The 22,071-nt window shown below is 45.7% G+C and carries 17 protein-coding genes; 4 read left to right on the top strand and 13 right to left on the bottom strand.

Features of this window, described 5'->3' with window-relative positions; translation table 11 throughout:
- Positions 1–8: 8 nt before the first annotated feature.
- The 6 genes from BJR36_RS08715 to argC all read right to left on the bottom strand — a co-directional run bounded on the left by BJR36_RS08715 (position 9) and on the right by argC (position 6,779).
- Complete coding sequence (locus BJR36_RS08715; protein ID WP_091232871.1) at positions 9–848, bottom strand: helix-hairpin-helix domain-containing protein; 840 nt, start codon at positions 846–848, stop codon at positions 9–11.
- 125 nt (positions 849–973) lie between these two features.
- A complete protein-coding gene (locus BJR36_RS08710) occupies positions 974–2,233 on the bottom strand; it encodes a sugar ABC transporter substrate-binding protein (protein WP_091232869.1) in 1,260 nt (419 codons plus the stop codon).
- A 145-nt stretch (positions 2,234–2,378) separates the two neighbouring features.
- Positions 2,379–3,575, bottom strand: coding sequence for an aspartate aminotransferase family protein (locus tag BJR36_RS08705; RefSeq protein WP_091232866.1), 1,197 nt, complete (start codon positions 3,573–3,575; stop codon positions 2,379–2,381).
- Positions 3,568–4,458 carry an acetylglutamate kinase gene (gene argB / locus BJR36_RS08700; RefSeq protein WP_091232864.1) on the bottom strand — a complete coding sequence of 297 codons (891 nt, stop codon included), beginning with the start codon at positions 4,456–4,458 and terminating at the stop codon, positions 3,568–3,570. The genes BJR36_RS08705 and argB overlap by 8 nt, the downstream gene beginning before the upstream one ends.
- A gap of 31 nt (positions 4,459–4,489) precedes the next feature.
- The gene (argJ, locus tag BJR36_RS08695) at positions 4,490–5,710 is read right to left on the bottom strand and encodes a bifunctional ornithine acetyltransferase/N-acetylglutamate synthase (RefSeq protein WP_091232986.1); all 1,221 of its coding nucleotides are present in this window, start codon (positions 5,708–5,710) and stop codon (positions 4,490–4,492) included.
- Positions 5,711–5,738: 28 nt separating this feature from the next.
- The gene (gene argC, locus BJR36_RS08690; RefSeq protein WP_091232861.1) at positions 5,739–6,779 is read right to left on the bottom strand and encodes an N-acetyl-gamma-glutamyl-phosphate reductase; all 1,041 of its coding nucleotides are present in this window, start codon (positions 6,777–6,779) and stop codon (positions 5,739–5,741) included.
- A 454-nt stretch (positions 6,780–7,233) separates the two neighbouring features.
- On the opposite strand from argC, the gene BJR36_RS08685 reads away from it, so the two are divergent.
- Both BJR36_RS08685 and BJR36_RS08680 read left to right on the top strand, forming a co-directional pair.
- A complete protein-coding gene (locus BJR36_RS08685; protein WP_091232858.1) occupies positions 7,234–8,451 on the top strand; it encodes an argininosuccinate synthase in 1,218 nt (405 codons plus the stop codon).
- Between the two features lie 89 nt (positions 8,452–8,540).
- Positions 8,541–9,524, top strand: a complete 984-nt coding sequence (locus BJR36_RS08680; protein ID WP_091232856.1) for a DHH family phosphoesterase — start codon at positions 8,541–8,543, stop codon at positions 9,522–9,524.
- Between the two features lie 209 nt (positions 9,525–9,733).
- On the opposite strand, the gene BJR36_RS08675 is transcribed toward BJR36_RS08680, so the two are convergent.
- Positions 9,734–10,573 (bottom strand): DegV family protein, encoded by an 840-nt coding sequence (locus tag BJR36_RS08675; protein ID WP_091232853.1) that lies wholly within the window; start codon positions 10,571–10,573, stop codon positions 9,734–9,736.
- Between the two features lie 223 nt (positions 10,574–10,796).
- Positions 10,797–12,092, bottom strand: a complete 1,296-nt coding sequence (locus tag BJR36_RS08670) for a M18 family aminopeptidase (protein WP_091232850.1) — start codon at positions 12,090–12,092, stop codon at positions 10,797–10,799.
- Between the two features lie 130 nt (positions 12,093–12,222).
- Here BJR36_RS08670 and BJR36_RS08665 point away from each other — a divergent pair, with 130 nt between their 5' ends.
- Together BJR36_RS08665 and htpG are read left to right on the top strand one after the other, a co-directional pair.
- Complete coding sequence (locus BJR36_RS08665) at positions 12,223–12,726, top strand: DUF5721 family protein (RefSeq protein WP_091232847.1); 504 nt, start codon at positions 12,223–12,225, stop codon at positions 12,724–12,726.
- A gap of 116 nt (positions 12,727–12,842) precedes the next feature.
- The gene (gene htpG / locus BJR36_RS08660) at positions 12,843–14,927 is read left to right on the top strand and encodes a molecular chaperone HtpG (RefSeq protein WP_091232844.1); all 2,085 of its coding nucleotides are present in this window, start codon (positions 12,843–12,845) and stop codon (positions 14,925–14,927) included.
- 118 nt (positions 14,928–15,045) lie between these two features.
- Here htpG and BJR36_RS08655 read toward each other — a convergent pair whose 3' ends face one another.
- The 5 genes from BJR36_RS08655 to BJR36_RS08635 all read right to left on the bottom strand — a co-directional run bounded on the left by BJR36_RS08655 (position 15,046) and on the right by BJR36_RS08635 (position 22,021).
- Positions 15,046–15,597: a zinc ribbon domain-containing protein gene (locus BJR36_RS08655; protein ID WP_091232842.1), complete on the bottom strand. Its 552-nt coding sequence runs from the start codon at positions 15,595–15,597 to the stop codon at positions 15,046–15,048.
- A gap of 26 nt (positions 15,598–15,623) precedes the next feature.
- A complete protein-coding gene (locus tag BJR36_RS20265; RefSeq protein WP_091232840.1) occupies positions 15,624–18,353 on the bottom strand; it encodes a hypothetical protein in 2,730 nt (909 codons plus the stop codon).
- Positions 18,350–19,564: a zinc ribbon domain-containing protein gene (locus tag BJR36_RS08645; protein ID WP_091232838.1), complete on the bottom strand. Its 1,215-nt coding sequence runs from the start codon at positions 19,562–19,564 to the stop codon at positions 18,350–18,352. The genes BJR36_RS20265 and BJR36_RS08645 overlap by 4 nt, the downstream gene beginning before the upstream one ends.
- A gap of 13 nt (positions 19,565–19,577) precedes the next feature.
- The gene (locus tag BJR36_RS08640; protein WP_091232835.1) at positions 19,578–20,300 is read right to left on the bottom strand and encodes a hypothetical protein; all 723 of its coding nucleotides are present in this window, start codon (positions 20,298–20,300) and stop codon (positions 19,578–19,580) included.
- A 929-nt stretch (positions 20,301–21,229) separates the two neighbouring features.
- Positions 21,230–22,021 (bottom strand): glycyl-radical enzyme activating protein, encoded by a 792-nt coding sequence (locus tag BJR36_RS08635; RefSeq protein WP_091232983.1) that lies wholly within the window; start codon positions 22,019–22,021, stop codon positions 21,230–21,232.
- Positions 22,022–22,071: the final 50 nt, after the last annotated feature.

Below are 22,071 nucleotides of genomic sequence, written 5' to 3'. Positions count from 1 at the left end.
CTTTCACCTCAATTTATGGATATATAATCCTTTATTTTGTTAAACAGACCTTCCTTGATTCCTTCAATATTCTTGATTTCATTAATCGTACTGAACCTGCCATTTTTCTCGCGGTAGCTGATGATGCTCAGCGCTTTTGCTTCACCGATTCCCGGAAGGGTCGACAGAAGCTCCGCATCAGCATCGTTGATGTTGACGACTGTTTTGCCTGTGCCGGCATTTTCACTGGAACCCGTTCCCGTCGATGCTGGCGGTGAAGCAATACTGCCTGATGCCACCTGCTCATGAGTCGGCACCTCTATCCTCTGCCCGTCAGTGACTGCTTCCGCCTGGTTGAGCGCATCGCCGGCTCCATCCCCGGTAATTCCCCCTGCCATCTCAATGACCTGGTATACCCTTGTTCCGCTGGCAGCACTATAAACGCCAGGCTTTGCCACTGCCCCGCAGACATGGACGAATATCGTCGTGGCTGCACCGTCATTTTCCGGATCAGCTTTTTCCGTACTGCCATCTCCTGTTTCTCCGGCTTCTTTTCCCTGGCCGGCAGAAGCGGTACCGTTTTCTCCTGTGCCGCCCTCATTGCCATCTTCTCCGGAGCCTTCCACCACATCATCATTCACAGGAGCCTCTTCAGCCCCATAAATTCCATCCGCAGCATTCCGGGTTCCGGAATCTCCCGCTAAAATACGATCTGTATCCGTGCCTTTTCCTGCGCCCGCATACAAAATAGCAGATATCAGAAAAAGCAGGAAAACGCCTGCATATTTCAAGATTTTCCCTGCCTGCTTTCTGCAGAAAAGCTCTTTTACTGTTTTTGCAAAGTCTTGTTTGTCTTTTATATTCAGCATATTTCTCCTTTTATAGTTTTGACCAGCTATAAAAGCCCCTCTATGCTTACATCATTTATTCTAACGAATTTCCAGTGTCTTTACAATAGATAATCGCAATTTTCGACCAACGGGACGGAACAGCGTTATTGAGCAAGCTGCTCTTTGATGAAATCCGCAACAGCTTTTATCTCTGCTGCTATGTCACCGCCGGCCCATATGTTCGAGAATGCAATTTCAATTTTCACCCAATAGTTCCCTGCCTCCATAAATTTCGCTACCGGAACAGACGCCCTGTACTGCTCCATAATGTTGGCTATTTCAGGATTGCTGTAGGCAATTCCTTCCCTTGCTGCAATCCTTCCCGTCGTATCATACAGGGAATCCGCTGCATCATAGCTCAGATATTTTGCAAAATCCTCTGCTTCCTCCCGGTTTTTTGTATACCCATTCACCACAGCCATATCCGTGGTCGATATTCCCTTCGTTGCAAGATCTGCTCTCAGGTCAGGAAGCACCGCTGCTCCATATGGTACTGCTGAGGTTCCTGCCGCAACAGCTTTGTCTATGGCAGATATTGCATCTGTCTTGGCAAAAATGAATACCGTTTTCCCATCCATGAATTCCTGGAGGACGTTTTCATATGTCACTTCCCTGGCATCTATGGAAAAGAACTGATTCAGGGACTGGAAATAAGCAAGGCATTCCTGTACCTTCTGGTTATCCACGTCCGCCACAGTCCTGTCATCACCGTTCTTTCCTCCAAGTTCCATATATTCCCTCACAAAAAAGTAATCAAAGAACAGGTCCGAAACGTCCCATTTCAGTATGTTCTCAACGCCGTCGGAACCGGCAAAATTTTCTGCAAAGGCCAGGATTTCATCCATGGTCGCAGGGACTGTTTCCACATAATTCTTATTGTAAAGCAGACAGGTTGTTTCAAAAGAAACCGGATACGCAATCAGCCCGTCCTTGTAGGAAGCAGCCGATAAAGCCGTTCCCGGAAAATTCTTTTCCTTATAGATGTCCTTATATTCCTCGACTTTCGAAGTCAGCCCGGCAAGCTCCAGAGTCTCAAGAAGGCTGTTCGCCGCAATATAGACGTCAGGGCCTCCTTCTTCGGAAATGCTTGCTTCGCTGATCGCCTCTGCATAGTCGGCTGCGGGAACCAGCTCCAGAGCCACTTCCACGCCCTTTTCCGTTTTGTATGCCGTAGCTGCCTGGGTCAGATATGGCTCAAGCCCCTGATCCGTATACCAGAGCCTGAGGGCCTTTTCTTCCTGGACCGATGCCTCGTCCTGGGTGTCAGCATCCGGCTTTTTGCCGCTGCAGCCCGTGATCAGACCTGCCGCAAGGGCTAGCACTGCTATGCAGGCTGTCATTTTTTTAACAAATCGTCTCATCATTCAGAATTTCTCCTTTTCAGATCACATGAACGAATTGGTTTCGCCACTCAGCTTTTTTATGAGATAAAAAATCCAGTTCCATGAAACAGTCAATGCCCGGGCTGCCACGGATATTTTTCATCCGCATCAGCCCAGGCAGTTTTTTTTACTTGAATACTTTTTCTATGCTTGCCTTCAGTTTTTCAATCATTTCATCGACATTTTCTTCCGTGATGATGAGAGGTGGAACAAATCTTAACACATTCGTTCCTGCCGTGATTACGATAAGCCCTTCCTCAAGTGCCCTGACCACAACATCGCCTGCCGGAGCGTTGAAAATAAGTCCCTGCATAAGGCCTTTTCCGCGCCTGCCTTCGATAAAGTCATACTGCTCTACAAGCTCATCAAGTTTTTTCTCCAGATAAACGGAGATCTCGTTAACATGCTCAGTAATCTTCTCTTTTTCGAACATATCCAGCACTTTGCTCACTGCCGCACATGCGAATGGGTTTCCGCCGTATGTCGTTCCATGGTCTCCCGGAACCATGGCGTCCACCGCTTTCCCTGCTGTCAGGAATGCTCCCACGGGAACCCCGCAGCCCAAAGCTTTGGCAGTCGTCATGACATCTGGCTTGATTCCATAAGCCTGACATGCGAACATGGTTCCTGTCCTTCCCATTCCGCACTGGATTTCATCAAAAATCAGCACCAGATCATGTTCATCGCAGAGTGCCCTCACGCCTTCAAGGAATTCCTTATCAGCAGGATAGATTCCGCCTTCGCCCTGAACCGGCTCCAGTATGATTGCGCAGGTTTTTTCCGTAATCTGTGCCTTTACGCTTTCAAGGTCATTGAAGTCGGCAAACTTCACGCCGCCGATAAGCGGTTTGAATGCCTCCTGATATTTTTTATTTCCCGTAACCGATAATGCACCAAGACTTCTTCCGTGGAAGGAATGCCTCATGGCTATGATTTCGTGATCAGCTTTGCCGTCACGGTTGTATGCGTATTTCCTTGCAACCTTGATTGCCCCTTCGATTGCTTCCGTGCCGCTGTTTGTAAAGAACACCCTTTCCATGCCTGAAACCCTGGTCAGCTTCTTTGCAGCTTCTATCGCAGGCACATTGTAATAAAGGTTTGACGTATGGATGAGCTTGTCGATCTGGCTTTTCAGGGCTTCGTTAAACTCTTCGTTGTGGTAGCCGAATGCGAAAACTGCGATTCCGGCTGCAAAATCCAGGTATTTCTTTCCATCCGTGTCATAGAGATAGACCCCTTCGCCTTTATCAAGGACGATGTGATACCTGTTATAGGTGCGGAGAAGGACCTTCTCTGCCTCATCTATATATTCAGATTTATTCATGGTAATACCTCTTTTCAAGTGAGTTCAGGATTGCTGTTCCGATACCTTTATTTGTAAAGAATTCAAGGAGGAGACAGTGTTCAATTCTTCCATCAAGAATATGCACCCTGGAAACGCCGCTTTCAACGGCATCGATGCAGTTATTCAGTTTAGGGAGCATGCCGCCTCCAACATTTCCGCTTGACAGAAGTTCCTTTGCTTCCGGAATCGTAAGTTCTGAAATCAGGGTTGAAGGATCTTTAGGATCCCTGTATACGCCTTCAATATCAGTAAGGAATGCAAGCTTCTCAGCTTTTACGGCAGTTGCGATGGCGCATGCCGCATCATCAGCATTGATATTGTAAGTATTGTACAGATCGTCTGTTCCAATCGGACAGATGACCGGTACGAAGTCATTTTCAAGAAGGGTGTTCAGAAGTCCCGCGTCAACCTCTTTTACATCTCCAACAAATCCGATATCCTGGCCGTTTGACAGCTTTTTGTCAACCTTGATCGTTCCGCCGTCTTTGCCGCTGATTCCGACAGCCTTGACGCCGTTGCTCTGCATCAGCTGCACAAGGCTTTTGTTTACTCTTCCGAGTACCATTTCTGCAATTTCCATTGTAGGAGCGTCAGTAACACGGAGACCATTGACGAATTTCGTTTCCATTCCGACCTTGGCGATCCAGGAACTGATTTCCTTTCCTCCGCCGTGAACGATAATAGGTTTGAACCCTACCAGTTTCAGGAGGGCAACATCCTTGATGACGTTCTTTTTCAGTTCTTCATCAACCATGGCGCTTCCGCCGTATTTTACAACAATGATCTTTCCGTTGAATTTCTGTATATAAGGAAGGGCTTCAATGAGCACCTGTGCTTTTTCTAACCAAAGTTCCATTTCCATATTTTCATCCTCTTTCGTCTCTTAATTTATATTATGAACGGTAGTCTGCATTGATTTTGACATAGTCGAAAGTCAGATCGCATCCCCATGCAGTAGCTTCTGCACTACCCATCTTCACGTCCGCAATTGTAGTAACCTCCGGTTCGGACAGGATCTGAGTCGCAATCTCCTCGCTGTAGTCGACTGCCATTCCGTTTTCAATCAGCTGGATCTTTCCGGCTGCGCTCTGGAAGAACAGATCCACCTTTTCAGGATCGAACTGTGCCCCTGAATATCCCATTGCACACAGGATACGTCCCCAGTTTGCATCATGTCCGAAAATTGCTGCCTTCGTAAGTGACGAAGTGACGATCGCTTTTGCAAGAACCGATGCCTGCTCCTTATCGAGGGCGTTAATTACCTTAACCTCAAAAAGGGCTGTTGCTCCTTCTCCGTCTTCGGCGATTTTCTTGGCAAGATAAGTGTCCACAAAGTTAAGGGCATCCAGAAACTTTTTGAAGTCCTCATTCTTCTCTGTGATTTCAGGGTTTCCTGCCATCCCGTTCGCCATAAGAAGAACCGTATCATTCGTTGATGTATCGCCATCAACGGAAACCATATTATAGGTATCTATGATATCCTCGCTCAGGGCTGCCTGGAGCATCTCCTTTGAAATTGCAGCATCTGTCGTAATAAAGCTTAACATTGTGCACATATTCGGATGGATCATTCCTGATCCCTTGCACATTCCGCCGATTGTAACTGTTTTTCCGCCCAGTTCAATTTCAACTGCGATTTCCTTTTTCTTAGTGTCGGTAGTCATGATAGCCTCTGCCGCAATGGTACCGTCATCCAGGGTATCTCCAAGAATGGGAACCAGATTCCTGATGCCCGCCTTGATAATGTCCATCGGAAGTTGTTTTCCGATAACACCCGTAGATGCCACGAGCACTGAATCCATCGGAATTCCAAGCTCCTCTCCTGTAACCTCAGCCATCTCCTTGCAATATTCCATTCCTACGGCGCCTGTACATGCATTTGCAACACCGCTGTTGATTACCACTGCCTGTGCGGCAGGTGAGTTGTAGACGACTTCCATATCCCATTTTACAGGTGCTGCTTTAACAAGGTTTGTCGTAAATGTCCCTGCAGCTTTACATGGAACCTCGCTGTATATCATAGCCATATCTTTTTTCTGTTTTTTGATGCCTGCATAAAGTCCTGCAGCCTTGAATCCTTTAGGCGCTGTAACTCCGCCTTCTATATGTTTTATATGCTTCATATGCTTTCCTCTTTTCTTTTTATGGGAACATCGGAACCAGTTCAAGTCCCATTGTCTCTTTAAATCCGAACATCAGGTTCATATTCTGTACCGCCTGTCCTGCTGCACCCTTTACCAGATTGTCCATGGCGCCCATCATGATGATCCTGTTTGTCCTATCATCTATCTTGAAGTTGACGTCAACGTAATTGCTGCCTTCGACCCATTTTGTCTGCGGGCATACATCCTTATCCAGAACCCTTACGAATTTTTCACTGCCATAGTATTTGTCATAGGCTGCCTTTACTTCTTCGTAAGTCGCTTTTTTATTGAGCGACGCATAAGCTGTGATCAGGATTCCCCTGTTCATCGGAACAAGATGCGGCGTGAAATTGATCTTGACATCTGCCCCTGCAGCATATCCCAGCTGTTCTTCAATCTCAGGCGTATGCCTGTGCACAGCGACACCGTAAGCTTTGATGTTTTCATTCACTTCACAGTAAAGGTTGTCAAGCTTTGCTCCTCTTCCTGCGCCCGAGGTTCCAGATTTTGCATCGATGATGATCGTGTTCGGATCGATCAGCCCTTCCTTTATTAATGGGTAAATCGACAGTGTCGAACATGTCGGATAACATCCAGGGTTAGCCACAAGCCTTGCCTTCTTCACATCTTCCCTGTTTATTTCACAGAGCCCGTAAACTGCTTCTTCTATGTACTGAGGAGTCTTGTGTTCGATTCCGTACCATTCTTCATATGTCTTTACGTCCTTGATCCTGTAATCAGCGCTAAGGTCAACTACTTTTACCTTTGAAAGAATGCCCTCATTCAGAAGAGACGCACAAAGTCCCTGAGGCGTCGCCGTAAAAATCACATCTACCTGATCTGCCAGAGCTTCCATATTATCATCCAGACAGGTGTCATCGACGATCTGGAACATATTCTGGTAAACCTCGTAATACTTCTTATCTATATAGCTTCTGGATCCGTACCATTTTATCTCCACTTCCTTATGTCCCATAAGGATTCTTACCAATTCTCCACCTGCGTATCCAGTCGCTCCGATTATTCCTGCCTTGATCATATTATCTCTCCTTTTTCCTTTAGGTTGCAGATTCTGCTGCTGTTTTTCCTTTTATCTATAATACCACTATTGCCGGCAAAATCCTATATTCATTATTATGATTTCCCATAATTTTCAAATCTGTTGCAGCCAGTATTCATCCTGTGCAACGATATTGCATAATTATACGACACGTTCGTATATTATGCAAGTATGTTTTTTTATTTTTTCACTTTCTCTACACAAACACTCCTTGTGTTCTATATAATAGAAATAACATCTGCTCATTCTGCCTTTTATCACCCAATGCATAATATGTATAAATTTACACTTGCATAATACTGAAAGATGTTGTATATTATTTTTAAGTTATTAAGATTGCAACTCATTCAGCTCCCTTTAAACGGAACTGATGTATTTATGTATTCATACGGCAGCCAGTGCTGCAATTAAAAATTTTAGGAGGCATTTCATTATGAAAGAAAAAGTTATCTTAGCGTACTCAGGCGGACTTGATACCACAGTGATCATTCCATGGTTAAAAGAAAATTACGATTATGACGTTGTCTGCGTCTGTATCGACGTAGGACAGGGAAATGAATTAGACGGACTTGAAGAAAGAGCAAGATTATCAGGTGCTGTCAAATTATACATCGAAGATGTCATCGATGAATTCTGCGATGATTATGTTGTTCCATGTGTACAGGCGAATGCTGTATACGAAAACAAATATCTTCTTGGAACTTCAATGGCAAGACCTGTAATTGCAAAAAGGCTTGTTGAAATCGCAAGAGCTGAAGGCGCTACTGCTATCTGCCACGGCGCTACAGGAAAAGGAAATGACCAGGTTCGTTTCGAACTCGGAATCAAAGCACTTGCTCCTGACCTTAAAATCATCGCACCATGGAGAATCTGGGATATTTCTTCAAGGGAAGAAGAAATCGATTATTGCCACGCACACGGAATCGACCTTCCATTCTCAATGAACAACAGCTACAGCCGTGACAGGAACTTATGGCACATCAGCCATGAAGGACTTGAGCTTGAAGATCCTGCTGCAGCTCCTGATTACGACCACCTTTTAGTTCTTGGCGTATCTCCTGAAAAAGCTCCTGACGAAGGGGAAATCGTTACTATGACTTTTGAAAAGGGCATTCCTGTAAGTGTTAACGGAAAAGAAATGAAAGTAGCTGACATCATCACTACTTTAAATGAATTAGGCGGAAAGCATGGCATCGGCATCATCGATATCGTTGAAAACCGAGTAGTTGGAATGAAATCACGCGGCGTGTATGAAACTCCAGGCGGAACAATCCTCCTTGAAGCTCATCAGCAGCTTGAAGAGCTCATCTTAGACAGATCCACTATTACTCTTAAGAAAGAAATGGGCAATAAATTCGCTGACGTCGTTTATGAAGGAAAATGGTTCACTCCTTTAAGGGAAGCGATCCAGGCCTTCATCGAATCCACTCAGCAGTATGTGACTGGTGAAGTTAAATTCAAGCTTTACAAAGGAAACATAATCAAACAGGGAACAACATCCCCTTACTCACTCTATAATGAAAGCATCGCTTCCTTCACAACAGGTGACTTATATGATCACCGTGATGCAGAAGGCTTCATCAACCTTTTCGGACTTTCATTAAAGGTACGTGCTATGAAAATGGCAGAAGTAGAAAAAAACAAAAAGTAACAAAACTGATAACGCTGCCCCGTTAGCTACGGGGCAGCATTTTGTGATTAAGAGGGCTTTATCCATAGCCTTTGAGGAGTATATCATTCATGAACCAGTTCAATGCACTTCTATCCACTCTGAAAAAGCAGTCCGTATACATCCAGACCCATAACTTTCCGGATCCTGATGCCATTGCAAGTGCTTTCGGCCTCCAGAAACTGTTAGGTGCCCGGGGGATTGATTCCTTCATCTGCTACTCAGGCAGGATTGAACGTTATAACACAATAAAAATGATCAATACGCTGGGAATAACTGTCTTCAACACAAATGACCTGGGACACCTTGAGCAGAATGATGAGGTGCTTCTCGTGGACTGCCAGAAAGGCAATTCGAATATCCGTAACACAAACGGGAATGAAATCATCTGCATCGACCACCATCCCACTTTCATGGAAGTCGCTTATCTCTTCAAGGACATCCGGCCAGAGGCCGGCTCCTGTTCCGCTATCATAGCAGAATATTTTATTGAGAATGATCTGCCTCTCGACAGTACAACTGCCACCGCCCTCATCTACGGAATCAAAATTGATACTGCGAACCTTACCCGCGGGGTATCTAAACTTGACCTGGATATGTTTTATGCCCTTTACCAGCTTTCTGACCTGGATCTTTTGAGATGTCTGGAACAGAGCACCTTGCAGTTTGAAGATCTCGAGGCATACACAAATGCCATAAACAGCATTCAGGTATTCGAAAATATAAGCTTTGCCAATACCGGAATGAACTGCCCCGAGGCGCTGATAGCAACAATCTCCGACTTCGTGCTTGCACTTGCCGAAGTTCAGTTTTCTGTGGTCTATTCCATACAGAAAGACGGCGTCAAGCTCTCTGTAAGGAGCGAATTCCAGAAATATGATGCAGGCAGAATCTGCAACTGTGCCCTCGAAGGCATCGGAAACGGCGGCGGACATTCTACAATGGCTGCTGGCTTTGTGCCATTCACAGGAAATGCGAACGATGACAGTCTGCTCATTCCTGCCATACAGGATCGGTTTCTAGAAAAGCTTGGAAAAAGCTTTCCTGTGAGATAAATCAAAAAACAGGATAGAATCCCGGAAATCCCGGGATTCTATCCTGTTTTAGTAACTATTCAGGACTACGTCCTTCATAGTCACATATGAGACACACAAATTGCAAAATCAACAATTTGGCGCACGAATGTCTCAGGTTTTATGCAAAATCAGCATAAAACACCTCGCGAGACAGGGGTTCTGAACAGTTACCTTCTTTATTTCTTCTCTTACAATACGACGATTATTCCCCCGTCGCTGGCGTAAGTACTGCTGATTCCTGCCGTATCAACAATCAGGACGTCTCTGAACTTCATGTTTCTCTGAAGCTCGCCTTTGACATATTCTGCACGTTCAGGGCAGTTGCAATGGGATATTCCAAGTATCCTCTCCTCACTGTCCGGTGTGTTCTTTTCTATAACGGAAACCATTTTTGCAAGCGCCTTGTTCATTCCCCTTGCCTGATCAATCTGGTAAATCGTTCCCTCAGGAGTAGCACCCATGACAGGCTTGATGTTCAATGCGCCCGCCACAAAAGCCTTCAGATTGCTAAGTCGTCCATTTTTCCTAAGGGTTTCCAGTGTTTCCAGAACAAAATAGGTTCTGGCCCCTTTTCTATAATTTTCAACCTTTTCAACTATTTCTTCAAAGGAAAGCCCCATTTCCTCGTATTCCTCGACTTTCAGTCCGATAAGCGTCTCTCCTACCGAGGCTGACCGTGAGTCGAATACATGAATATTTTTCCCCGGGTGTTCTTCAAGATAAAGCGATTTTGCCAGTTCTGCGCTGTTATAGGATCCGCTGAGCTGGGATGAAAGCGTCACTACATACACGTTATCCGCATCAGTCTCATATGCCTGCATGTATCTTTCAGGTGAAGGACATGCCGACTTTGGTGCGTTCGGACTTGCTGCCACTTTTTTCAGGAAATCCGCCTGATCGAACGTCTCGTCATCTATAATATGAAAATCATCAACATCTATTGTCAATGGAACCGATTCAAAATTGGGATTATTCTTATAATTTTCTGGCAGTTCCCCACAACTGTCTATCACGATTTTAAAGCTCATGCCAATCCTCCTAATATCTGCAGCTAGTATTTATCTGGTATCCATGCCGCCGTTACTACATGACGTGGTTTTTGATACTATTTATAATAGCATAAATAGCAGGTTTTGCAAAGTGCTTTTATCGTTACAGTTCATACATCATCCAGCGCAAGGTGTTTTATTCCAACCATTTCTGTGCATCGCAAAGCGTGTTACTGATCACAGAGAGAACAGTAACCTTTTATCACAGGCTGAAAAATGATTTCACCAGTTCTGTCATGCTGTCCTGATCCTGTCTGCCCATCAGTTCCCTGCTTGAATGCATCGCAAGCAGCGGGACTCCCGCATCCACGGTCCTGACTGGCAGAATTGCCGACGCAATGGAACCCAGGGTGCTGCCCGCAGTCCCGTCAGAACGGTTCACAAATTTCTGATAGGGGATCTTCCCTGCATGACAGATCTGCTGAATGATGGCGACCGCCTCGCTGTCCGTCGCATAGGTCTGACCTGCAGCCTCCTTCAGGCATACGCCTCCGTTCAGGATGCATTTGTTCGTAGGATCATTTTTTGCAGTCTGGTTCGGATGGAGCCCGTGAGCCACATCCACAGAAAGAAGAAGGCTGTCCGCCATGGCCCCCATAAAATTCAGGCGGTCGCGGCCGAGTGTTGCATAAATTTTTTCCACCACCATGCTTAAAAGCATGGATCCGGCTCCCTGCTTCGTCCTGCTTCCTATCTCTTCGTGATCAAACAGAGCTATGATATTGATTCCATTTGCCCTTCCCCCATCAATGATTGCCGTAACGAGAGCCTGTACCGAAGTCAGGTTATCGAGCCTTGGTGCTGATATAAATTCCTCATTGATGCCTATCAAATCACCTGCATCCGTATTGTAGACTGTCAGCTCATAATCCAGGATATCCTCCGTGTCAACGCCGACCCTTTCAGCCAGATAATTCATGAAATAATGATCCTTGTTCAATTCCTCCGTAATCATCCCCACAATCGGAAGCATATCTGTCTGCTTGTTCAGTTCGACGCCTTTGTTGACCTCTTTATTCATGTGAATTGCCAGATTCGGAATTGTCATGATCGGCTTTTTAAAATTCACAAGCCTTATTTCAGGTTTGAAGATATCAATGCTCTTCAGAACGACCCTTCCAGATACAGAAAGGGGCCTGTCGAGCCACGTATTGAGTATGGCACCGCCATAAATCTCGACATTTACCTGGGCGTATTTTTCAACTGCAATGTCAGGATTTGGCTTGATTTTGATGCAGGGAAAATCTGTGTGGGCCGCCGCTATCCGGAAGTTGTCCCTGTATCCAAACCGTTTTCCTATCGAAAAGGCGAAAAGGCTGGTTCCGTTGTAACTCAGGTAGTACCTGCTCCCTGCATTAAGCCCCCATTCCTTGTCTGCCTCCAGCCTGATAAAACCTGCATCCTCAAGCTGATCCGCTGCACTTTTGACCACATGGAAGGGAGAGGTACCTTCCTCTATAAGCTGCAGCAATTTATCTGTATTATCCATATTTTTCATGTTGTATCCTCCTGTTCCAGATAAGTATAAAACAATCCCTCCCCCCTTACAACTGGATTTTCATTTTCCCCTTTTCATTATCTGCCGAAAATTATATAATTGTAATAATTACGAAAAGGGAGGCATTATTTTGATTGCACTTGAGATACAAGACATAAAGACTTTTATGCATAAACTGCTGAGCGGAGACGTATTCGACTCATTCCTGCTGTCAGAAGCATCTATCCAGACCTTCTGCACCTTCTCCATAGACGGCCATCTGAACAAAGAGTTCTTCAACTCTGACGAGCTTGCGCAACCCGAACTTACCGAGCGCTCCATGTGCTGTTGGCGGGAAGTCAGGAATATCTGCTTCGAGCTGATAAAAGGAAAGAAGACACCCCTCAGCTTCAAATTCATATTCCTGCTGTCTCCTGAAAACGTTGCGAGGCTTATACAGCAGACCGGACTTTCCATTTCTCCGGACGAGGTGAACGGACTGTTTCTGAACATCCGGTTCGAAAGAGGAACGCTTTCCTGCACCACCGGAACATCACAAAGGAATTTCACTCTTGATAAGAGCCTTGACCAGGCATGGGACTCAATGGTATTAAGATTCCTCAAAAAGAATGAAATTGTTAGCACTCAGTTGTAATGAGTGCTAATTTTCTCTTGACATTTGCTTTTTCCAGTATTAAGATATTTTCTATACGAAGGTCTTGGCAACAGGACCTTACATAACAAAAAAAAGAATGATAAGGAGTGTAAAAAATGACCCAGAAACACGGCAGTCTTTCAATCAACAGCGAAAATATTTTTCCAATCATAAAAAAATGGTTGTATTCAGACCATGACATCTTCTTCCGTGAACTCATTTCCAACGGATGTGATGCCATCACAAAGCTCAGGAAATTAGAGGTTATGGGGGAATACACTTTCCCTGAAAAATACAAGGCCAAAATCCAGGTTATCGTAAATCCTGAAGAAAAGACTCTCAAATTCATTGACAATGGTATCGGCATGACTGCTGATGAGGTCGAAGAATATATTACGCAGATCGCATTCTCCGGCGCAACAGACTTCCTTGAAAAATACAAAGACAAGACCAATGAAGACCAGATGATCGGACATTTCGGACTTGGCTTCTATTCCGCTTTCATGGTAGCAAATGACGTGCATATTGATACCCGCTCCTACAAAGAAGGCTCAACAGGCGTTCACTGGGAATGTGACGGCGGGACGGAATATGTACTTGAAGACAGCGACAGGACCGAAGTCGGCACTGAAATCACCTTATTCCTCAATGACGAAAGCTTCGAATTTGCAAATGAATACCGCGCTCGCGAAATCATTTCAAAATACTGTTCCTTCATGCCTGTAGAGATCTTCCTTTCAAATGCGACAGCTGAAACAGCATACGAAACGATTGAGAAAGACGAGCTTACAGAGGATGACACAGTAGTTGAGACCATCGTTGAAGAAGCGAAGACCGAAGAAAAGGAAAATGAAAACGGTGAAAAAGAAATCGTCGAGATTTCTCCTGCAAAGGAAAAACTTAAAATCGTAAAACGTCCTGTTTCCTTAAGCGATACGGAACCCCTTTGGACAAAACATCCTAACAGCTGCACGGAAGAAGATTACAAAGATTTCTACCGCAAGGTATTCAATGACTACAAGGAGCCTTTGTTCTGGATTCACCTGAATATGGACTATCCTTTTAACTTAAAAGGCATCCTTTACTTCCCGAAAATCAACACAGAGTATGATTCAATCGAAGGAACTATCAAGCTTTACAACAATCAGGTATTTATCGCCGACAATATCAAGGAAGTAATTCCTGAATTCCTCATGCTCCTGAAAGGCGTGATCGACTGTCCTGATCTTCCTCTCAATGTTTCAAGAAGCGCTCTGCAGAATGACGGTTTCGTAAGGAAGATTTCCGACTATATTTCCAAAAAAGTTGCAGACAGACTTTCAGGAATGTGCAAGGTTGAAAAAGAAAGCTATGAAAAATACTGGGATGACATCAGTCCGTTTATCAAATTCGGCTGCCTGAAGGATGAAAAATTCTTTGAGAAAATGAATGACTATATCCTCTTCAAGAATCTGGATAACAAATACCAGACACTGGCAGAATGCATCGAAGCTGCAAAACCAGCTGCAGATAAAGCAGATGCTGCTGACGAAACTCCGGATCAGGGTGCCGATGCCGGAGAAACAGCTGAAACCGCAGAAGAAAAGACTGAAAGCACCATCTTTTATGTGACAGATCCGGTACAGCAGAGCCAGTACATCAACATGTTCAGGAACGAAGGCCTCAATGCCGTCCTGCTTACCCACAACATCGACTCAGCCTTTATCACACATCTCGAGCGTAAAAATGAAGGCGTTCATTTCCAGAGAATCGATGCTGACCTGACCCATCACTTTAAGGACGAGCAGACAGAGGATGTGGCTTCCGAACTCGAAGAAGCTGCTAAGGCTCTGGGTGAAATTTTCAAAAAGTCCCTTCACAACGACAAGCTTGAAGTGAAAGCAGAAAGACTCAAGGACGAAAATATTTCTTCCATGATTACCCTTTCAGAAGAAAGCAGACGTATGCAGGATATGATGAAGATGTACAATATGTACGGAATGGATCCTTCCATGTTCGGAAACAGCGAGACCCTTATCCTGAACACAAATAACAAGCTCGTTAAATATATCCTTGAACATAAGGATTCGGATAATACGCCAATGATCTGCGAGCAGCTTTATGACCTTGCACTTCTTGCACACAAACCGCTTTCCCCTGATGGAATGACGAACTTCATTGCAAGAAGCAACAAAATCATGATGCTCCTTGCCGACCTCTAGAAATCTCCATAGTTACTTTAAGAAAAAAAAAGAATGAATCGGACTGATTCATTCTTTTTTTTTATAAACGTTGCCGTTTATGAGAATGGTATTCTATTTGCCATGCACCCGGAATTCCCTAATACAGAGGCGCATAGGGCATGAGTTCCAACAACCTGTCTTTCAGCAATACCCCCAGAGCAACTGCAATGATGCACAGCACAAGTATAGCCCTTGCATAATTGCGCTTGTTAGGATTTACTGATTTTGAAAAGCTCCAGGCCAATATCAGGATCAGATTAAGAACTGGTATGCTCATCAGGATAAAAGTTCCCAGATACTGTCCTACTCCCATGATTTCCGCCGTTCTGTCCTTGTATGCTGTTGCCGGATTATAAGGCTGGTAAGGCTGTTGCTGCCTTCCTGAAGCAGCACCTGGTGCTGCTCCCATAGCTGCCCCTGGCGCTGCTCCATATGCTGCCCCTGGCGCTGTTCCCGGTGCTGCCCCTGGCGCTGCTCCATATCCTGCCCCTGGCGTTGTTCCTGGCGCTGCTCCATATGGATTTGCAGCCGCCTGTATATGAGGGCTGCTTCCGCTGATTCTATCGTTCGCAACAGGCTGCTTCGCACCGCATCCATCGCAGTACTCATCATGTTCCCCGATCTTTTTTCCACAATTTTCACAAAACATCTCTTTTTCCTCCATTCATCAGATTTCTATGCCCAAGGCAGTACGATCTTTCCATCCACAATATCATCAAGAAATTGAGCCAGGGCTCCCAAAGCATCATCGGCTTTGCTGACGACTGCATCGCCTGCATCTGTAATAGGTTTCATCAATTTCCCATCGGCATCTTTGCTGTAGCCGTATGGGTTTTTATTGATTACCTGGTCTTCATCCAGATATCTGGCTACAAATCCGGCCATGACAGTCTTGATTCCCAGTTCCTTGAAAGCCTGAAGCAGCGCTTCGCTCCAGCTATTGATCTGATTGTTTTCATTGCGCACATAATACTTATTGTAGAATATCCTGTAGGTAAAGTACCCTGCCAGCCAAAGGCTGAGTTTCCTGATTTCGGATGGCGAAGGCGTCGATGAGAATACGCCGTCAAGTCCGCCAAGCACACCTGTCAGGTAGCTCATCACTCCATCCAGCGTAAGTTCTCCGTTCGTCTGGTACATGTTGACAAGAGCAATGAAGAGATCTTTGGCATTCGAAATAAGGAATCCTGCCAGCGGTCCGCCGATTGGCATCAGCATGGCTTCAAACGCAATATTGCCTATAAATACCGCCATGTCGCAGACTTTGATCATATCGTCGTAAAAAGCAGCCTCTCTCATATAGTCCCGGTGCTGTTCCATCAGATAATACTGGGCTCTTTCCCATACATACCTGCGGTAGATCTGATAGTCCCCTGCGCCGTATGCATAAAGGATCCTCTTTGTTTCCAGCTCCGTCTTCAGTATTGCCGCCTGCTCTGTCGGAAGATAATTGTCTATCATGTACAGGCAGTTCTGATATTCCTTTTCTGTATCCATGATGCTGTCATACTCCTGAATATCCGGCATCAGGGGAATCTCTGCACTGTATTCATAAAAAGCTTCTCCAAACCTGCACATTGCGGATAACAGGCCTTTGACAGGCGCTGATGACGGGAAGGATTTCTGTGCTTTCAGATTGTAGACCGTCTTCTCCCTGTCACTTCTGTCGGAATCCAGATCGGCCTCAAGCCCTATAATTTCGCAGACTCCGCTTTCATCGCTATAGGTAAATGCCAGATCATCAGGCTTCACATATTCCAGTTCTTCATTTTCCACATTCCATAATCCCAGCCTGAACGCAACCGCTGTCCTGCCCATCTGCCCCGTTTTGCGGTCGAAATAGCCCTTGATTTCCTTTTTCGCTCCTGCGAAATCAGCAAGGAGTCCTTCATAGCACAGAACAACTTCAAACGGTGAACGGCATTCTTCATGCTCGCTTTTTGCAACGATCGTAAGCCTGAAAGGATCCATAAACCGTTCAATTGCTTCTGGCTTCTGGCTTCTGTCAGTAATCACGATTTTCTGCTTCCCATCCTTTTCCGTCACGATTTCCGGAACAAATCCTTCAAACTCGACTTCTTCCAGGGTACATTCCGGTTTTGCCGTGAAATTTACCGGCTCGAAGGGAAGTTCATAAGTACCCCCGCTTCCTGCAAGGACCATGATCTGGTTATCGTGTTTTCCTGTATATTCGATATACGGATCTCCTACCAGGTAGAATTTCATATTATTCTGGAAGATTCCGCCCTCTCCCGAAAAGGTAAAGCGGATTACTGCTTCAGTCGGATTTTCAGCACCCTTTACCGATTCGGCAGAAACAGCAGCCCCCATATAATTGCCGGCTATAGCTGGATTTCCCACCTTCAGGCAGCTTTCTGCCGATGCGATCTGTATACGCTCAGTCAGATCGAGTCTCTCGACTTCCCGTCCATCCGGCTTCACCTCTGCCATTCGCGCATACACGCTGACTGCCGGCTGGTCGTAACGGATCTTGTTTCCAAAATCCTTATAGACATACATCCGGAAACTGGATTCCTTTTCTTCCTCTTCCTGGCCTTCTTCGCCTTCCCCGGATGATGCAGCTCCGGCTCCTGCGGTTCCGGCCGCTGCTGACGCTGCGCCTGCTGCTCCGGCCAGGGCTGCCACCGCAGTTATTCCTAAAACGGCTGCCTTCGGTACTGAATAAGGCGTTTCGCCAGAACCGGCATCCGCTTCCGTATTGATCACAGAAGATCCGTCAGCCACCGGAGCCGCGGTACCGCTTCTATATTCATAAATATATTCTACAACAAGTGGAGATCCGCAGTAGACCTCTATGGTCAGTGTAGCGCCTTCCTCACCTCTCAGATAATCTTTGTCGATGAAAACCTCTTTGGTGACAGAAGGATTTTCATAGCTTACAGACATATTTGCCGGACTTACTATGTCATTTAAAGTTCCAGATGCCGGATAATAGGCATCCAGGTGATACTCCAGATACATATCGTTGTAGAAATACCGCGATTCATTCAGCCCAGTGATGCTTCCTGAAACAGTCAGCTTCAAGTCCCTGATATTCTCCGTACTGAATTCCTGGGGAGGCTCTTCCCACAGGAAAGTCGTTGTATAATCATACTGCGTATGATAGATTGGGGAATCCTTGAACTGTTCATCATAATAATCCGCCGCATTATTGATTACCAGGCTGCCTGGCGAATAGGTTGCCGTCGTACTTGAAAATCCGCTCATGCCACCGCCGCTGTATTCTTCCCGTTCGGTATACTCTCCCGTTCCGTCATCTACAACAACATCTGTCAAAACCCATTTCCCGGTTTCTGCCTCCGCATGGACCGACAGGGGGAATATGCAGGCAGACATCATAAATGCAGCCAAACCTGCACAAACTATTCTTTTCAGTGCTATCATGCTTCTGTCACCTCCTTTTTTCTGTTGCCTGTAAACACAATGCCAATACCGGCTCCCAGAAAGATAGCACCTGCTGCGTAGCCTGCCCAGCTGATCTGGATTGCCGATATTGATGCCGATATTGCGAAACCGGCTGCCATGCCGGCCAGAACACGGTTGACGCCGCCTGCTTTCTCATTTTTTTCAGAAGCATGGATGCGCTTTCCTATTATGGACGAAATCAGCCTTTTGATAAATCCGTTCCTTCCTCCCAGCATCCTAAGCATGGAAAACGAAGCCAGCACGGGAAGAATGCTGTTCTGTATCGGATTTCCTGCAGTCAGAAAATTGTTTGCGATCATAGCCATACCCGCCGCTGAAAGCATGATTCCAGCTCCGTTTCGATCCTTCCAATTAAGAGTTGATACGAATTTCTTCAACCCGCCCGTCACATTCGCCAAGGGATTTCTCCGCTCCATGAATGCCGTCACAATCGAAGTGATGCAGCCGGCATACACAGCTTTTCCAAGCATGCTTCCCGCCAGGAGCGGCCGGCTTGCTGTACCGTTTTGTGTAAAGGTAAGCCACTCAAGGGCTCCTGAAAATGGAATCCTGATTCCCTTCTGCTTCAGCAGATCCTGCAAAACCCATATAAGGAAGAGCACCAGTGCCGGAATTATTTTCCTGGGATTCCGGACAATTATCTGAAAGCCTCTGAACAGCCCTGATATGCCGGAAGCCAATATCTTCAGAGTACCTGTAGCTTCCCGAATATCAGAAACAGCGCTCCCAGCTGAAGCGATCGGTTCAAACGAGATCTCTCCAGGCAGGTCAGAGGCCTGCACCGCCCTTTCCAGAACCTTCATGCTGTTGCGCAACTCAGTCCTGGCTGGAGCCGATGCCTGGAGAGGCTTGTTTTCCCTCACTTTTACTGCCGCTGCCGTATACTGTTTTTCTATTGTTTCTATGTTTTTTTCAGCCTTTGATTCTTCTTTTCGTTCTGCCTTCGGTTCTGCCTTTTCTTCTACTTTCGGAACTTCCTTCCTGGTTTCATCCAGAGTCACTTTCGCTCCACATTTCCGGCAGAATTTGGCATTCGGTGAAAGAACTCCTCCACACCCGGAGCATACGGGCTGCTTTTTATTTTTCGAAATAATCTGCTGACCGCAGCTTCGACAGAATTTTGCCTCTTCACCAAGCACACTGCCGCATTTTCTGCAAAAATTAGCCATAATATCCTCCTTCCTATTTGATCAGCGGACATCCGCAGGACTGGCAGAAATTTCCCCGGATATCGTTAGGATAGCCGCAGGATGCACAGTAAAGCGTATCATCCAAGGATTTGTCATATTTTTCAATATATCTGAAATCTCTGTTCTGATGGTTGTAAACATAATCACCAGCCTTCAGATATTCATAATATCGGTTGTCATCTTTGAACACAATGTTCTCTCTTCTTCCGCTTGGTTTGCGCAGGGTGATGATTGTATCCCAATGAATGATTTCTTCATACCTCTCCAGATTATGATTGTAGGATTTTACTACGCGCTTCTTCAACTGCTTATCTTCCACGGTTCCTTCCCAGCTCTTTCCCTTTTTCATAGTGCTCAGTATCCAGCCTATACAGAACATGGAAAAAATCACAAAAAGTCCGCCTATCACATAAATTCCTTCCGAATCAAGCTCAATCTGCCCGGTTACAAGAAGTACAACTGCTATAATCACAAGCAGTACCGGGTACATGATCAAGGCAGATCCCCTTTTCTTTTTCTGGTATCCGGCAAACCTTGGATCGTTTATCTTGTCCGACCAGCCTGCCCCAACGGATCCAACAGCCGGTATTCCCGGATACGGATCCTCTTTATATCGCTGAAATCCGCAATCGGGGCATACTTCTGCCTTCCTGTCAAGCTTTCTGCCGCACCAGCTGCAATAGTGGCATTGTTCAAATGCTGCTTTTCTGCTCATCTTCAATCTCCCTTTTGATTATTCATTTCTCATCGCCCTCTGCCTTCCCTCGCTGTTTAGGCATTTTCTGCGCAATAAGTACGTCTATTTTACTTGATAACTACGCACAATACAATACTTGACTTGCATTATTGAACATTATTGAACATCCCTTATTAAACATCCTTTGTTACTGTTCACACATCAGCTGGCGCAAGGTGTTTTTTGTGAATGCAGCGAAGCGGAACTCACGAAAATTCCGGAGCTTGCAGGGCGAAATGGTATATTTCAACCTTTTCTGTGCATCGCGCAGCGTGTTGCTTGTCACAGAGTGAACAGTAATCATCCTTTCCTCTGTTCCCTGGCTTCTTTGAAGGCATTGACTGCTGTTCCCCAAAACAAGCAGAGCCTTTATAAGGTATAATTTATAAGAAACCCTCTGAATTTCTTATAAAAATTCGCGAAGCAAAAGCCCTCTCACAACGTTCGCGTCGTCAATTTGCACATTCGCCATCTATCGCGCAGTGATGCAAAACATGATTCAATGAGCAGCTTTATGAAGACGTTGGTACTTAGGCCGCGTACTTTGCGGCCTTACGTACCACTACGTCTTCATCTAAGCGAGAGCGCGCTGCGAATGAACATGTTTTGCATCACGTCCTCATTCGAAAACCTTGCCTTCGTCAATTTGCACATTCGCCATCCAACACGCAGTGATGCAAAACATGATTCAATGAGCAGCTTTATGAAGACGTTGGCACTTGGGCCGCGTATTCTGCGGCCCTATGTACCACTACGTCTTCATCTAAGCGAGAGCGCGCTGCGAATGAACATGTTTTGCATCACGTCCTCATTCGAAAACCTGTGCAAATTGACGAATACTATTTTATGACTGGGCTTTTGCCCCCCTATAAGTAAAAAAAGGCAGATTCTAAAGAATCCGCCTTTTTTTATCCGCCAATCTGCACCTGCAACCCTGTTTCTGCAGCTGCATCCTGGAGCATTCTCATATATTCTTCACTCAGCGTTTCCAAATCCCCCAGAAGATACTCTCTTCCAAGGCCTTCATACTTATCCTGCCCGAAGCGATGGTACGGAAGCAGATGGAGCTCCTCCACTCCGGGGAGGGATGCTGCAAATTCTGCTATTTTCCGTATCTCTTCCGGCGTATGGTTGAATCCTGGAATTACCGGCACCCTGATGACCAGATTCTGGCCCGACTCTGCAATCTTTCTTGCATTCTCCAGAATCAGGCTGTTGGGCAGTCCGGTATATGCTTCATGTTTTGCACTGTCGACATGCTTGATGTCCAGCATGAACAAATCCAGATGCGGGAGATATCGCTCAATGATTCCATAGCCAACACATCCGCTGGATTCGATTGCGGTGTTTATTCCGCTTTCCCGGGCAGCCTCCAGCAGGGCACAGGCAAAATCGGGCTGAAGCAGGGATTCACCGCCAGACAGGGTGAGCCCACCGCCTGAGCGCTTGTAGTAGGTCATATCCTTCATGACCTCTTCGAGCACCTGGGCGACGGTGACATCCTCTCCGATTACCTTATTTTTTTCCCCGACCTTCATCGTTTCTATGTCAAAGTTCTGGGATTCCGGATTGCAGCACCACCTGCAGCGGAGAACACACCCCTTCAGGAATACGATTGTCCTGATTCCTGGTCCGTCATGAATTGAAAATTTCTGTATGTCAAATATCCTGCCTTTTATGTTCAATTTATCCTGTTCCATATGATGATCGTTCCTTTCCCTGCGCATATCGGATCTGTCCTGTCATCCGC

The organism is Anaerobium acetethylicum (assembly GCF_900096945.1).
Lineage (GTDB): Bacteria > Bacillota > Clostridia > Lachnospirales > Lachnospiraceae > Anaerobium > Anaerobium acetethylicum.
The sequence above is the reverse complement of the archived record's forward strand: the minus strand, read 5'-3'. Positions and strand labels throughout refer to the sequence as shown.

Bases quoted from the DNA above. Each gene is read 5' to 3' on its own strand.
- BJR36_RS08655 (WP_091232842.1), bottom strand. From the start codon at position 15,597: ATGTTTTGTGAAAATTGTGGAAAAAAGATCGGGGAACATGATGAGTAC.
- BJR36_RS08710 (WP_091232869.1), bottom strand. From the start codon at position 2,233: ATGATGAGACGATTTGTTAAAAAAATGACAGCCTGCATAGCAGTGCTA.
- BJR36_RS08680 (WP_091232856.1), top strand. From the start codon at position 8,541: ATGAACCAGTTCAATGCACTTCTATCCACTCTGAAAAAGCAGTCCGTA.
- BJR36_RS08715 (WP_091232871.1), bottom strand. From the start codon at position 848: ATGCTGAATATAAAAGACAAACAAGACTTTGCAAAAACAGTAAAAGAG.
- htpG (WP_091232844.1), top strand. From the start codon at position 12,843: ATGACCCAGAAACACGGCAGTCTTTCAATCAACAGCGAAAATATTTTT.
- argB (WP_091232864.1), bottom strand. From the start codon at position 4,458: ATGGAAATGGAACTTTGGTTAGAAAAAGCACAGGTGCTCATTGAAGCC.
- BJR36_RS08685 (WP_091232858.1), top strand. From the start codon at position 7,234: ATGAAAGAAAAAGTTATCTTAGCGTACTCAGGCGGACTTGATACCACA.
- BJR36_RS08670 (WP_091232850.1), bottom strand. From the start codon at position 12,092: ATGAAAAATATGGATAATACAGATAAATTGCTGCAGCTTATAGAGGAA.
- BJR36_RS20265 (WP_091232840.1), bottom strand. From the start codon at position 18,353: ATGATAGCACTGAAAAGAATAGTTTGTGCAGGTTTGGCTGCATTTATG.
- BJR36_RS08705 (WP_091232866.1), bottom strand. From the start codon at position 3,575: ATGAATAAATCTGAATATATAGATGAGGCAGAGAAGGTCCTTCTCCGC.
- argC (WP_091232861.1), bottom strand. From the start codon at position 6,779: ATGATCAAGGCAGGAATAATCGGAGCGACTGGATACGCAGGTGGAGAA.
- BJR36_RS08635 (WP_091232983.1), bottom strand. From the start codon at position 22,021: ATGGAACAGGATAAATTGAACATAAAAGGCAGGATATTTGACATACAG.
- BJR36_RS08675 (WP_091232853.1), bottom strand. From the start codon at position 10,573: ATGAGCTTTAAAATCGTGATAGACAGTTGTGGGGAACTGCCAGAAAAT.
- BJR36_RS08640 (WP_091232835.1), bottom strand. From the start codon at position 20,300: ATGAGCAGAAAAGCAGCATTTGAACAATGCCACTATTGCAGCTGGTGC.
- BJR36_RS08645 (WP_091232838.1), bottom strand. From the start codon at position 19,564: ATGGCTAATTTTTGCAGAAAATGCGGCAGTGTGCTTGGTGAAGAGGCA.